This window comes from Microbacterium sp. SL62, assembly GCF_026672635.1.
Lineage (GTDB): Bacteria > Actinomycetota > Actinomycetes > Actinomycetales > Microbacteriaceae > Microbacterium > Microbacterium testaceum_A.
This window is the reverse complement of the sequence record NZ_JAPPRM010000001.1, coordinates 2,412,078-2,426,387: the sequence shown is the minus strand read 5'-3', so window position 1 is coordinate 2,426,387 and position 14,310 is coordinate 2,412,078. Positions and strand designations below refer to the sequence as shown.

Genomic DNA, 14,310 nt, shown 5'->3' with positions numbered 1-14,310 from the left:
GATGATGAGAAGTGCGTGTGCTGCCGTCCTGGTCGCGGCTCTGGTCGTGACGGGTGGGTCCGTCCACGCCGTCGAGCGACCCGTGACCCGTCCGGCCGACGTGCAACAGCAGATCCTTGATCGCGTGCGCGCTGCCGCGGCTCCCGCCGCGCGTGCGTCCGCTACCGCGGTCGACGAGGGCACATGGGCAGAAGCCACGCTCGAACCAGGAGAGGGCGCGGTGCTGGATGCGGATGCTGCCGGTGTTCGAGCGGAGTTCTCCGGTCACGAGGTCGACGAGAAGTTGACGGTGAGGGCCGTTGCGTTGGACGACGGTGCCGCGGTCTCGGCTGCGTCCGAGACCGGGGGTGTGGTCGCCGCTCCTCCCGTCGAGATCCGTGCCCACACGGAGGCCGGTGGCGACGTCACCCAGTTCCCCGCGTCGTACACGCTCGAGAAAGACGACTCGTCCGGTATCGAAGTTGCGAAGAACGTGCGGCCCGGCGTGAGCCTGCAGCTCGATGTCGACCCCGATTCGCTGACGCGGTCAGGCGTGGACCTCGACAGTCTTCGTGTCGTGACGCGGGAAAGTCCCGGCGACCCCTGGCAGCAGCTCCCGTCGTATTACGACGCGGACGCGCATGTGGTGCGAGCGGAGTCGGAGCACTTGTCGCAGTTCGTCGTCATCGGCACACCGGTGCAGACGACTCCGGTGCCCCGGATCGTGCTGGATCCCGACGATGATGCGGGGTGGGCGAACTCTCCCGGCCCGCGCATCACCGAACTGCCGTTGAACGTGCGGTTGGCCGATCAGATGGCGGCGATGCTCCGCGAGCGGTGCGTCGCGGACGTCACGCTCACGCGTGGCGCGGACCAGCGTTTCGTATCGGCGCAGACGCGACGCGCGGTTGCTGCATCCCACAACCCGGACGTGACGTTGACGGTCGCGTTCGGAACCAACCAGGGCACTGCCTGGGGCAGTGCCCTCAATGGCGGGACGCAGTTGTTCTCCCGCGGCGGAGACAGTGATGCCCTGCGCGAGTCGTTGCTGTCGGAGATGCGCGGATACACCGGCCGGCCCGGACGGGTGAAAGCTCCGACGGCGGACTTCCCGCGGGAGGAGTACCAGGGGCTGCCGGGGGCGGTGGTGCACATGGAAGCCCTGTACATGGACCACAACTTTGACCGCCCCGTGATCGACAACGGGTGGGACTCGGTCGTGAACGGTGCTTTCACCGGCGTCGGGAAATATCTCGAGTCGAAGGGCTTCTCCTGCACGAATCCGGTCACGGGCGGGTGGCCCGCTCGCCCCTCCGCCGCGGAGTTGTCGCGTTGGTACCAGCTCGGCTACCGCAACTGGCAGCACTACGGCGCTGACCCGGTGTCGTTCTCGACCGGCAACCTCGTCGAAACCGAACACCTCTTCTCCCTCCCGAGCGCGGGCGGCTCCGCGACGGATGTCTCCCTCGTCTACAACGCGCAGGACGGTCGGCTGGGTCGTGTCGGTGCGGGCTGGAGTTTTGCGCTCGGCGGTCACGCGCAGCGTTTCGATGACCATTCCGTCATGGTCGTGCGCGGCGATGGGGCGTCCATCATGTTCGAACCCGATGGGACAGGGGGCTACATCGATCCCGGTGGCGAGGGCCTCCACTTGGTCGAAGCCGGAGGCGGCATCCTGCGGATGTCGTCGCGCGCCGGGGAGACATGGGACTTCGACGCCGCCGACCAGGACGGCATCGGGGAGATGACCCGCGCTGTCGACACCACCGGTCGCGCCACCACCCTCACCTACGGCACCCCTTCGAGAACGCAACAGTTCGTGCCACTGACCGCGATCACCGACGCGAGCGGTCAGCGTGTGCGGGTCGACTCCGACGACGCCGGGCGGATCACCGCCCTTACGCTGCCCGATGGGCGCGCGTGGTCGCTCGGGTACGACGGCAGCGGCGACCTCACCCGCATCGCGTCCCCCGACGGGGGAGCGAAGAGCTTCGCCTACGACGGGTCGCACCGCATTGTCACGATGACCGACGCGTTGGGGGCGACGTATCTGCGCAACGCCTACGACGACGCGGGGCGGGTCGTGCAGCAGTGGGATGCCGCCGGTAACGAGCGTCACTTCGCCTACGAGGCGGGGCAGACGACCTATACGGATCAGGAAGGCCGGATTCACACCTACGCGTTCGACTCCCGTTCGCGCATTACGAAGATCACCGACCCCGCCGGTGGTGAGCAGTCGTGGACCTACGACGACGAGAACAACGTCACGGCCTTCACCGACGCGGCGGGACGCACCACCTCCTACGCCTATGACGCCGCCGGGAATGTGATCGGGGTGACGGATGCCGCCGGGAACACCACCGCGTACACGTACACCCCGAAGGGGACCGTCGCCTCGCGCACGGACGCCCTCGGTCGGGTCACGAGCTACGGGTACAACGACCGGGGAGCTTTGACGAAGACCGTGCAGGCCGACGGATCCGTCATCACCTACGACGTCGACGGGTCCGGCAACGTCGTTCGGACGACTCTGCCGTCGGGAGCGGCGTACGCGTTCGAGGTCGACGGGCGCGGAAATCGTGTGGCGAGCACCGACCCGTTGGGCCGGACCACCCGCTTCGCGTATGACGACGGGAACCGCCTGATCGCCTCGACCGACCCTCTCGGTCGGGTGACCCGGTACGCGTGGGATGCGCGGGACAATCTCACCGCCGTCACCGACGCTCTGGGGCGGGTGTCGCGGTTCGCGTACGACCTGAATGGGAACCTCACCTCCGCTACCGACCCCGCCGGCAACGCCACCCGTTACACCTGGGACGCGCTCTTCCGCATCGTCAGCGCCACGGATGCGACAGGCGGCACCACCTCGTACACGTATGACAAGGAAGATGGCCTCACCGGCACCACCGACGCGGCCGGCCGTCAGACCCGCTTCGTGCTCGACGTGCTCGCGCGTCCGGTCGAAGCCATCGATCCCGCGGGGCGATCGTGGAAGCAGACTTTCGACGCGTCCGGTGTCCCGGTGACGCAGGCCGACCCCCGCGGAGCGGAGACGAAGAACGAGGTCGATGCGCTCGGTCGCGTCACCTCGACGAAGGGCCCGACCGGCGTCGTGCAGCGCACCGCGTATGACGCCGTGGGGCGGGTGAGCTCCGTCGCCGACGGTGCAGGAAACACCACGACCTACGAGTACGACGCACTCGATCACGTCACCTCCGTCGTCGACCCCACCGGTCGACGCGCCGGATACACCTACAACGCCGACGGTCAGGTGGTCGGAACGACGGATCGCCTCGGCAACACCACCCTGTACGAGCGGGATGCGGCTGGCCAACTCGCGAAGATCACAAACGCGGACGGCACCACCTCCTACGCGTCCGACGCGGCAGGCCAGCTCGTCTCCGTCACCGACCCGACCGGCCGGACGAGATCGTTCGCCTACGATGCGACCGGTCAGATCACGGAGTCGACGGACGCCGCCGGCAACACGACCCGCTACGAGCACGATGTCCTCGGCAACGTCGTTGCGGTGACCGATCCGGACGGAAGCGTGACCCGCGCCACATGGGATGCCGCAGGCCGCCGGACCAGCGTGACGAATGCCCTCGGCGAATCGACGACGTTCACCTACGACACGGCCGGGCAACTGACCTCCACGACGGATGCACTCGGTCACGCCAGCGCCTACACCTACGAGGAGCACGGGCAGCTCGCGACCGTCACGGACCCGACGGGCGGGGTCACGCGGTACGCATATGACGAGCTCGGGGTGCTCGCAGCCGTCACCGACGCGCGCGGTAACCAGTCCGCGTACGAGAACAACGCGCTCGGGCAGCCGGTGACGGTAACCGACCCCGCGGGCGGGCGCACCCGTTACGAGTACGACCGGCGCGGGCTGACGTCCCGCGTCGTCGCACCCTCGGGTGCGGCCGTGTCCTACGGCTACGACGCGCGCGGCGACCGCACCGAACAGGCCTCCGTCTCCGATGTCCTCCGGTTCGAGTACGACGCGGAACAACGCCTCATCGCCGCCTCCAACGCCCATGGCACGACCGGGTGGACCTACACCCCCACCGGGCAGATGGCATCCCAGATCGATCAGCAAGGACGTGAGCTGTCCTACGCGTACGACCGCGCCGGTGCCCTCACGCAGCTCACCGTCCCGGGCGGTCAGAAGATCGACTACGAGCGCGACGCGGCGGGCCGCGTGTCGCGCATGTCGAGCCCGTGGGGGAGTGCCGTCTACGGCTATGACAAGACCGGGAACCTCACCGGCATCGACCGCTCCAACGGCGTCACCACCCGCTACGGCTACGACGCCGCCCGCCAGGTCACTGCGATCACCTCGACCACCCCACCACCGGCATCAACGGTAGCGGGACCCGCGGTTCCGGGGGCGGTGCGCACCCAGGGGTTGTGCCCGGTGGTGACGAACGAGAACGCCTCCGGACTCCGGGCCTCCACCGTCGACAAGCCTGGATGCAGCACCGTCTCGTCCTACCTCGGACATCGTTCACTGCCCTCCGATACCGGGTTGCTCCCGCAGGGCGCCACGTTGTCGCTCGGATACGGGTACGACGCGGCCGGCAATGTGACCGAGACCACCCGCACCGCCACCGCGCCGACGTCGGCTCTGCCCGGAGGCGTCGCGCCGGCAGGTGCTTTCCCCGGGGCATCGGACGCGTCAACGACCGTCCTGGACAAGCTCGCAACGACGTATGCGTACGACAACGGCAACCGGTTAACCCGGTCGGCGCAGAGCACCGGCGGAACCGACGAATATGCCTACGACCAGGTTAGTAACCGCACGGGTTGGTCGCACTCCGCCGCCACGTCCTCATCGGGGGTGCTGGATCCGGTGTTGATGGTCGATGCGTCCGGGCGAAGTGTTCCCCGCCCGCCCGCCTCGGTCGCGTCCGGGTCGGTGAAGGCGACCGATACCTCCTTCCAGCAGACTCAGGAGTTCAACAACCTGAACCAGCTCGTCTCTGCCACCGGCGGGCCCGCGGGCGCACAGACCTACGGGTACGACGCCGACGGGCACCGCACGTCAGTGACGGGGGGCGGTTTCGACGCGACGTACCGCTGGAACGAGCTCGGACAGCTCACCGGGTACACCGACAGCTCTGGATCCACCCGATTCGATTACGACGCGCTCAGCCGACGCGTCTCCACCACCACCGATAGTGCGCACGGCTCCGTGCACACCTCGACCGTGTGGAACGGTCTGCAGCCCGTCCAGGACGTCAGCGACGTCGCCGGGACGACCACCCTGGTCCGCGACGTCGCCGGCGAGCTGTTGCTCGAGGGGCGCACCTCGGGTGCGACGACCTGGGATCTTCTCGATCGGTTGGGAAGCGCTATCGCGCAGGTGGGGGATACCCGGCTCGGATCGTCGCTGAACAACCCGGTGCAGAGCGCCCGCGACGCCTTGACGGACCGCACCTCGCGGATCACTCAGGTGTCGGGTGGGTCGGACTGGGGTGTCTCGAGCTTCTCGACGTCCGGATGGAACGCCTCGGTCGGACATTCGGGCGAGCGTGCCGACCCTGTTGCCGGCCTGAGCCTGTTCTACTCCCGCGGGTACGACTCTCGGTCGGGTTCGTGGTTGTCGCAGGACTCTTGGGAGGGGGTGCTCAAGTCACCCGCGTCCCTGAACGGGTACGCGTACGTCGAGGGCAACCCGGTGACCTCGCGTGACCTGCTCGGATACCGGCCGCTGGGGCGGTATGACTGGGCCGACGGGAACTCGGTGCGGCCGCGATTCACCGCGCCGGGGGTGTGGCCAACCACCGGCGTGCGGACGCAGCCGTCGTCGTACAGCCCGTCCAAGACGTTCACCGGGTACCCGCTGAAGCCTGCCTCGAAGACGGTGAAGCCCGTGGCTACGACACCACGATCGACATCCGAGCCAACGGCGAGGCATGCCCCGGCTTGGCGCGAGACGACCGCAACGGTTGCCAATGTTCTGAAGTACGCGTCTTATGGATTGTCTGTGCTCTCGCTCGCGCTGACCGCCTTCGCCGCGAGGCCGAATCATCCGCTCGCGTCGCTCGCGACACTCGGGGCGGCAGACCTGATAGGAAGAATCGCACTTGGGGTGGGAACTCTATCCGTTGCTGCTGACTGCGTTGCGTACGCTGCGGACCAGCGGTGCTGGGTAAACATTATTACTACGGTAATGTCCAACATGATCGCCCTTTCCGCGCCGGGTATAGGGCCGCAGATAGGCGCTGCGATATTTGACACCCACATGATAATTCTCGACACCATTTTCCCCGGAGACAGGTCATTACCAAACTCGTGATCCATTCATTTACTCGGTCGTTTGCAAAGATCGCTGCCCGCTTTGAACTGATGCGCAAGCGCGTGTGCTGAGATAAGGTTATCTAATGGAAACGGTGGTGGAATGGGCAACGGCCGCCCGCCCGGTGTCTCGACTTGGCCAGATGATCACGTTCATTTCGCTTATAATACTTGGTGCGCTCGCGACATATTGTTGCGTGATTTCGATTATTAAAGGTCAAGGCGTGGCATCAATAGTAATCTGGGGGTTGACTGCAATCCTGGTGCCAACATTCAGCGCACTATTGGCGTGCAATCATTTGAGGGGACTAAGCGCGTGGGTTGATGGAGTACCGAGGACCGCAGGTGAGCTCAATCCAATAACGTTCTCCGACTCAGCGTTCGGGGGGCCCATCACAACGTGGCGCGACTGGAGTGATGAGCACCGCCGTGGCGCGGGCATGCTTCGACTGGTGGCTGACGGCATTGAGGTGGTCTGGCGCGCACCGGGGGGCGGTGTGATCCTCTCGCCCGCAATGGTCGACCGAATAGAGATTGTGAAATTTCGAGGAAGAATCGTGTGGTCCCCGCAGCTGCGACTTCGGCTTGATGGGGGAAGTCAGCTTGTGGTGGCGGTCGTGCGGTCGGGCTTCCCCGGGGTGTTTGGATTGTCGCTCTCTACGGCGAAATCGATGGCAACCCATCTCGAGCGGCACCTGGATGCGCTCGGCTGGATTGAGGAAGTGTCGGATTCTTCTTGAGCTGGGTCTGGCACCTCTGTGCGCCACTCGCCGGGTTGGTCAGCAACTACATTCTTGCGCAAATAATTGACTCTCGGGTTAGATGGTTAGGGGCGGTCGTCTTTCATGTGTTTTCCAGATCTGCAAGCTGTCATTTAGTCCGGTCGGGTCTTGCGCCGCGGCATGCGTAGCACTTAAAGGCTCGGGCTTTTTGGCGTTGGTGAGCGCCGTCGCGCCGGTGGAGGATACTCGGCTCGGTTCGTCATTGCGCAACCCGGTGCAGAGTGGCTGCGGCTCCTTGGCGGGCCGCACCTCACGGATTGCTCAGGTGTCGGGTGGACTGGGAAGATGGAACGTTTGTGGCCGTTGACCCGAATGAGATCGATGGTGGAACTGCGTTTCGACCCCCGGTCGGGGTGCAAATGCTTCATAGATCTGAAGGGTGCTGAATGATGAACGTCGAATACGCCTTCGCTGGGAGCGCAAGTGGAACGCAGACCAGGCCTGTTTCCGTCGTGATGAGCGTTACCGAAGACGACGCCTCGATCTGGCTTTCGTGCTTTCGTGAAGCTATTCAATCCCTGGGCGTCGGTTCCCCTCTTAGGGACAAGGTGGGAGCCTCAAGAGCTGAGCTCGACCGGGGGATGCGATTACTCCAGACTTACCCCAAGATTCGAGGTAAGCAAGCGGCTCGACATATTCTTATGAATGCTTTTGCGCTCAGTTCAGCTGAGGAGAAGTTTGTCCACCGGAACCTCCGCGCCACGGCTCGATCAATCGGAATTCTTTCGCTTGACACTAGTGCTCCGCTGCTATTAACGACCTTGAAAACGCTTCAGGTGTCGCTGTCCTGCGCGCATGAGATGGTGGCATACTTGTGGCCTCAAGAAGTGCACGCAATCACGGGCTATGACCCGCCGGAAATCAGGCGATTCGTTTCTTCCCTCACTCGATGTCGTGACATCGGGCAGCTCATGAGTTGGGGCTGACGTTGCTCCGCACTGGCGACCGCGCCACGTTTCTCTCGGTGACGCTTGAGCGGGACGCAAATATCGCCGTCACCGACGGCGAAAGCCTCGCGCCCGACGATGCGCTCAAGCGGGGCCTTCTGCGGGCATCGCACTGAACGAGCCCGACCCCCGCTTCTGCCTGCCGGTCGAAGAGCACGCGAACGTCACCGTGTCCGCGCCTGGAGCCGGCACGCGTCGCCTGACGGCCGACGACGCCGAGGTATTCGCCGCCCTCGCCGCCGCAGCACCTGAGCATGATCTCGACGAGGCGTTCGCCGAGATCGACCACGGGCTGGTGTTCGGCACATTCGTGAACGGCCGACTCGCCGCCGCGGCCAACATGCACCCCTGGAGCGGCACACGGCCGGCCGATCTCGGCGTCATCACGCTGCCCGAGTTCCGCGGGCGGGGGCTCGCCCGCGCCACCGTCCTGGCGATGGCTGCCGACGCGCTCGAAGGCGGCTACGAACCGCAGTACGGATGCCGGCTCGACAATGCGCCGTCGGTGGTACCGGCCTCGGCATCCGGGTTCTGCCGCTTCGGGGAGTGGGCCGTCATCGACGACTGACGCCGTGGCGGGGCTCGCGATGAGGACCGGTGGCTTCAAAAGGCCCAGCCGTCGCGTCGGCCGGTCACCTCGTTAGCGTCAGTCCTCCCGCACGACTTCGCCGGGCTCCTTGTCCGGCCGCAACCCACGCCACCGCGCCTGCCGCAGGATCCCGCTGGGGGTGAACTCGGCGAACTCGACTTCGGCGACGAGCTCGGGCCGCACCCACAGCGCATCGCGCGCATCGGCCGCGGGTACGCCCACGAACGGATCGGCGTCGACGCGCAGCGGTTCGAGCAGCTCGGTCAACCGCGCGAGGGTCTGCTCGCCGAAGCCCGACCCCACCCGGCCCGCGTATTGCAGGCCGTCGGCGGTGGGCACCCCCACGAGCAGCGAGCCGATGGTCCCCGACCGATTGCCCTTCCCCGGACGGATGCCGCCGATCACGACCTCCTGCGTCCGCGAGTGCTTCACCTTGAGCCACTGCTCCGAACGCACCCCGCGGCGATACGTCGAGGTCGGGTCTTTCACGACGACCCCCTCGAGCCCGAACCGGCCGCTCGTCGACACCGCGGCATCCACGTCATCGAAGACGGGCGGCACGACGACCGGACTCCGGGCGTCGGCGGTGAGTTCTTCGAGCATCTCCCGCCGTTTCGAGAGAGGGAGGGATGCCACATCCCGGCCCGCCACCGAGAGCACGTCGAACAGGTACAGGTGCACGGGCGTGCGTTTCGCCTCACGCTCGACCTCGCGGGGCTGGGCGAGGTTCATGCGTTTCTGCAGGAGGGGGAAGCTCGGTCGGCCCCTGTCGTCGAGCGCGACGATCTCGCCGTCGAACACGGCCGGGTCGGGCCCGAGGCCCAGGTCGACGCTCGTCAGCTCGGGATAGGCGGCGGTCAGATCGTTGCCGTTCCGCGAGCGCAGGCGCAGTCGCTCACCGTCCCACACGCCCAGCCCCCGGATGCCGTCCCACTTCATCTCCACCCAAGGAGAGCCCCAGCGGTCGGCGGCGGCGCGGGCGATCCCCGGCGTCGCGGACGTGGCGAGCATCGGCCGCAGCTCGGCGACGGTGGGAGCGTCGATGGGCGACGGGGCCGTCGCACGGGCGGGCTCGGGGGCGGGGGACCCGTGATCGAGAGCCACGACGGGGGCTCCCTCGCTCTGCGGCGTGCCGTCGGCATCCGTCTTCATCCGGTGCAGCAGCCACTGCGACTTCTCGCCCTGCCCCTCTGTGCGGATCAGCGCGAGGCGCACGCGCCCGAGCGGCCCGTCGTCACGACCCTCGAGGGTCGCGATCACCTCGTCGTCGCGCCACTTCTCGAGCTCGTACGTGCCGGTGTCCCAGACGGTCATGATGCCCGCGCCGTACTCGCCGCGCGGAATCTCGCCGGCGAAGTCGAGGTACTGCAGCGGGTGGTCCTCGGTCATGACGGCGAGGCTGTTCTTCGCGGTCGTCGGGGGAACGCCCTTGGGGACGGCCCAGCTGACCAGCACGCCGTCGCGCTCGAGGCGAAGGTCCCAGTGCAGGCGGCTGGCGTGGTGCTCCTGGATGACGAAGCGGGGGAGCCCCTCAGGATCGGGCTCGCCGTGAGGAGCGTCGGGCACCGGCTCGGGAGTCTTGCCGGCCGTGCGCTTGGAGATGTACGCGCGCAGGGGTCCGTGCGCTTCGTCAACCGGAGCCAACGGATCGTCGGGACGTTCGAGCACCTCGCTGAACAACAGGTGTCGCAGGTCGGGGTCGTCGAGCTCTTCCCACGTACGCGGGGCGGCGACGTAGGGACGCGGACGCCCGCGCAGGGAGTACGGCGCGATCGTGGTCTTCGAGCCGTTGTTCTGACTCCAGTCGATGAAGACCTTGCCCGGACGCGCCGCCTTCGACATCTGGCTCACGACGAGGTCGGGGTGGTCGGCCTCGATCGCGCGCGCGAGCTCCTTCGCAACCGCGCTCGCCGCATCGCTCGACTGGCGGCCGTCGAGGCGCGCGTACAGATGGATGCCCTTGCTGCCGCTGGTCACCGGGAACGGCTCGAGGCCGATGTCCTGCAGGATCGCGCGCGCCCACCGGGCAACTTCAGCGCACTCGGCGAGACCGACGCCCGGGCCCGGATCCAGATCGAGCACCAGCCGGTCGGGGTTCTGCCGCTCGCCGTCGGAGGCGAAGCGCCACTGCGGCACGTGCAACTCGAGGCTCGCGACCTGCGCGAGGTAGACGAGCGTCGGCAGGTCGTCGACGAGCGGGTAGTCCTTCGCGCCGCTCGAATGATCGATCGGAAAGCGCCGCACCCACGCCGGAGCGCCGGGCTCGAGGGCCTTGGCGAAGAACGGTTCGCCGGGGTCGGCATCCGTCCCCACTCCGTCGGGCCAGCGCTTGCGCGTGAGCGGACGATCGGCGACGTGGGGGAGCAAAAGCGGCGCGATGCGCGTGTAGTAGTCGATCACCTCGCCCTTCGTGGTGCCGGTCTCGGGGTACAGCACCTTGTCGAGGTTCGACAGGCGCAGGCGGCGACCGCCGATGCGCACCGTCTGCTCCGTCATCGCCCCAGCGTAGAGCGGAGGGGGCGGCGGATGCCGAGGGGGTTGCGGGGGACGCGGCGGCGTCGTGGGATCGCGGACACACCGCAGGAGGCAGGCGGCGGACGGCCGTCGGCGTGGCACGGAGGGGCGGTGAGACGGCCGGATCTCCTGCACAGTGCACCCGGAGCGGGCGGCACAACTCCTGCAGATCGCGACGGATGGCGCGCGGGAGAGGGGCGCGGGGGTGGATCTGCAGGAGTTGTGCGCGGAGAGCGGGCACAACCCCCTCGGCATCCACCGCCTTTTCGGTGTTCACTGATCCCATGCGATCGATCTGGAAAGGCGCCCTGACCTTCGGCCTCGTCAACGTGCCCGTGAAGGTGTACTCCGCGACCGAAGACCATGACGTGTCTCTGCACCAGGTGCACAACGCCGACGGCGGGCGCATCCGATACCAGCGCATCTGCGAGATCGACGGCGAGGTCGTTCCCTACCAGGACATCGACAAGGCCTACGACGACGGTGAACAGACGGTCGTGCTGACCAAGGATGATCTCGCGTCACTGCCGAGCGAACGCAGCCGCGAGATCGAGGTCGTCGAATTCGTGCCCAGCGACCAGGTCGATCTGCTGACCCTCGACAAGGCGTACTACCTCGAGCCCGACTCGTCGTCGCCCAAGGCGTACGTCCTGTTGCGCAAGACGCTCGAGCAGACCGACCGCACCGCGATCGTCCGCTTCTCGCTGCGTCAGAAGACGCGGCTCGCGGCCCTCCGCGTCCGCGGGGACGTGCTCGTGCTGCAGACCCTGCTGTGGGCCGACGAGGTGCGCGAGGCGGCGTTCCCCGCGTTGGACGAGAGCGTGCGCATCTCGGCGAAGGAGCTCGAGATGTCGGCCTCGCTCGTCGACAGCTTCTCGAAGGACTTCGACCCCGAGGAGTTCACTGACGAGTACCAGGCCGAGCTGCGCACCCTCATCGATGCGAAGCTCGAGCAGGGCGACGCGCTCGACACCGACGCCACCTTCGGCAAGAAGGAAGAAGAGGACGGCGGTGAGGTCATCGACCTCATGGAGGCGCTGCGCGCGAGCGTCGAGCGCAGCCGGGCCGCCCGCGCCGATAAGACCGAGGACGCGCCGAAGAAGAAGGCTCCCGCGAAGAAGAAGACGTCGAAGGCGTCTTAGCGCGTCGGCTGGTCTCCGTCTTCGAGGGTCTTCGGGTCGAGCGTGAGGGCCTCGGCCTCGGCGGGGGTGACGGCACCCTCGCGCTTGGCGGCGGCACGCTCGCGGAAGTAGTGGATCGCGATGAAGATCGCGGTACCGGCGACTGCGGCGAGCAGGATCACGTCGATGTACTCGGTGACGATGTCGCGGATGAAGGGGATGTAGCCGACCGCGTAGCCGAGCATCGTGAGACCGATGCCCCAGATGATCGCACCGATGAGGTTGTACAGCGAGTACTTCTTCCACGGCATGTGGCCCACGCCCGCCGCGATCGGGGCGAACGTGCGCACGACCGGCACGAAGCGCGCGAGAATCACGGTCAATCCGCCGAAGCGCTCGAAGAACGCGTTCGTGCGCTCGACGTTCTTCTTGCTGAAGATGCCGGAGTCCTTGCGCTCGAAGATCGAGGGCCCGGCCTTATGACCGATGAAGTACCCGACCTCACCGCCGATGAAGGCGGCGACGCCGATCGCCAGGGCCACCCACCACGCGTTGATGCCGAACACTCCGTTAGGAGCCGCGGGAGTCGAGTGCGACAGCAGCCCCGCCATGATCAGCAGGGTGTCACCCGGCAGCAAGAAGCCGATCAGCAGACCGGTCTCGGCGAAGATGATGAAGCACACCACGAGCAGCGCCCACGGCTGGGAGTTGGTGATGATCGCCGCAGGGTCGAGCCACGGGAGCAGCGCGGTGGTGGTGTGGATCACATCGGTCCCGTCGGGTCGGAGAGTCGGTGCTGAGAACAGCGGATGCCGTGCGGAAGGGGGGACTTGAACCCCCACGCCCGAAGGCACAGGAACCTAAATCCTGCGTGTCTACCGATTTCACCACTCCCGCGAGTGTGCTCATTCTAAGCGTGCGGAGCGCGCCCACGATGTGAAGCAGCCGTCAAGCCCACGCCTGTTCCACCCGGCGCGACACGCCGCGGGGGAATGCTGGACGACATGGCATCCGTTCTCCCCTCCATGAAGGCGATCACGTACTCCCAGCCCGGTGACTCCTCCGTCCTCTCGCTCGAGGACCGTCCGCTGCCCGAACCCGGCCCCGGAGAGGTGCGCGTGCGCGTGACCGTCTCGGGCGTCAACCCGACGGATTGGAAGGCGCGGGCCACGACCGGGCGGCCCCTTCCCTTCGAGGAGGTCACCCCGAACCAGGACGGAGCGGGAGTGGTGGATGCCGTCGGCGACGGCGTCGACACCCTGACTGTCGGTCAGCGGGTGTGGGTGTACCTCGCGGCGCACCAGCGTCCTCTCGGCACGGCGGCCGAATACACGGTGCTCCCCGCGTCGCGTGCGGTCGCCCTGCCCGACGACGCCTCGTTCGAACTCGGCGCGAGCCTCGGGGTGCCCGCGATGACCGCCCACCGCGCGCTCACCGTGCACGAGGACGGCCCCTCGCGTCTGGCCCCCGGCGCGCTCGCCGGACGCACCGTCCTCGTGCAGGGTGGCGCCGGAGCCGTGGGGCACGCGGCGATCCAGCTCGCGGCCTGGGCCGGGGCCACCGTCATCGCGACCGTGAGCAGTGACGAGAAAGAAGCTCTCGCGCGGGCCGCCGGCGCCCACCACGTGCTGCAGTACCCGAGCGACGCGCTGGCCGACGGCATCCGGGAACTCGCCCCGAACGGCGTCGAACACATCGTCGAGGTCGCGATCGCCGACAACGCCGCCCTCGACGTCGAGGTGATCGCCAACCACGGAACGATCGGGTACTACGCCGACAACGGCGGGGACGACTTCACCGCCCCCGTGCGCGTGAGCTTCGCGAAGAACATCCGCTGGCAGGGACTGCTGCTGTACACGGTGGGGGAGCGGGCGCTGCTCGCCGCCGCTGAGGACGTCGCCGCGGCTGTAGCCGACGGCGCTCTGCCGGTGGGGGAGGACGCGGGGCTTCCGCTGACTTTCTTCGACCTGGCCGACACCGCCGCCTCGCACGACGCCGTCGAGCAGGGGGCGCTCGGCAAGGTGCTCATCCGCGTCGCGGAGTGATCTCCGCCTCGCGTTGCGCGTGAGGGG

General features: G+C 67.2%; 8 protein-coding genes and 1 tRNA gene. 6 read left to right on the top strand and 3 right to left on the bottom strand.

The annotated features are described in order from the left end of the window. Position 1: 1 nt before the first annotated feature. The 4 genes from OVA26_RS11660 to OVA26_RS11645 all read left to right on the top strand — a co-directional run bounded on the left by OVA26_RS11660 (position 2) and on the right by OVA26_RS11645 (position 8,582). Positions 2 to 6,286, top strand: a complete 6,285-nt coding sequence (locus OVA26_RS11660; protein WP_268104921.1) for an RHS repeat-associated core domain-containing protein — start codon at positions 2 to 4, stop codon at positions 6,284 to 6,286. A gap of 451 nt (positions 6,287 to 6,737) precedes the next feature. Continuing rightward, positions 6,738 to 7,025 (top strand): hypothetical protein, encoded by a 288-nt coding sequence (locus OVA26_RS11655; protein WP_268104164.1) that lies wholly within the window; start codon positions 6,738 to 6,740, stop codon positions 7,023 to 7,025. A gap of 428 nt (positions 7,026 to 7,453) precedes the next feature. Continuing rightward, a complete protein-coding gene (locus OVA26_RS11650; protein WP_268104163.1) occupies positions 7,454 to 7,993 on the top strand; it encodes a hypothetical protein in 540 nt (179 codons plus the stop codon). A gap of 190 nt (positions 7,994 to 8,183) precedes the next feature. Beyond that, positions 8,184 to 8,582, top strand: coding sequence for a GNAT family N-acetyltransferase (locus OVA26_RS11645; protein WP_268104162.1), 399 nt, complete (start codon positions 8,184 to 8,186; stop codon positions 8,580 to 8,582). A 78-nt stretch (positions 8,583 to 8,660) separates the two neighbouring features. Here OVA26_RS11645 and OVA26_RS11640 read toward each other — a convergent pair whose 3' ends face one another. Beyond that, positions 8,661 to 11,099, bottom strand: coding sequence for an ATP-dependent DNA ligase (locus tag OVA26_RS11640; RefSeq protein WP_268104161.1), 2,439 nt, complete (start codon positions 11,097 to 11,099; stop codon positions 8,661 to 8,663). Positions 11,100 to 11,401: 302 nt separating this feature from the next. Between OVA26_RS11640 and ku the strand changes: the two genes are divergently transcribed. Next, a complete protein-coding gene (gene ku, locus OVA26_RS11635) occupies positions 11,402 to 12,259 on the top strand; it encodes a non-homologous end joining protein Ku (protein WP_056230596.1) in 858 nt (285 codons plus the stop codon). Here ku and OVA26_RS11630 read toward each other — a convergent pair. After that, positions 12,256 to 13,005 carry a DedA family protein gene (locus OVA26_RS11630; protein ID WP_268104160.1) on the bottom strand — a complete coding sequence of 250 codons (750 nt, stop codon included), beginning with the start codon at positions 13,003 to 13,005 and terminating at the stop codon, positions 12,256 to 12,258. The two genes, ku and OVA26_RS11630, sit on opposite strands and share 4 nt — an antisense overlap. Positions 13,006 to 13,053: 48 nt before the next feature. Continuing rightward, a tRNA-Leu gene (locus tag OVA26_RS11625) sits at positions 13,054 to 13,135 on the bottom strand. A gap of 128 nt (positions 13,136 to 13,263) precedes the next feature. On the opposite strand from OVA26_RS11625, the gene OVA26_RS11620 reads away from it, so the two are divergent. Beyond that, a complete protein-coding gene (locus tag OVA26_RS11620) occupies positions 13,264 to 14,283 on the top strand; it encodes an NADPH:quinone reductase (protein WP_268104920.1) in 1,020 nt (339 codons plus the stop codon). Positions 14,284 to 14,310: the final 27 nt, after the last annotated feature.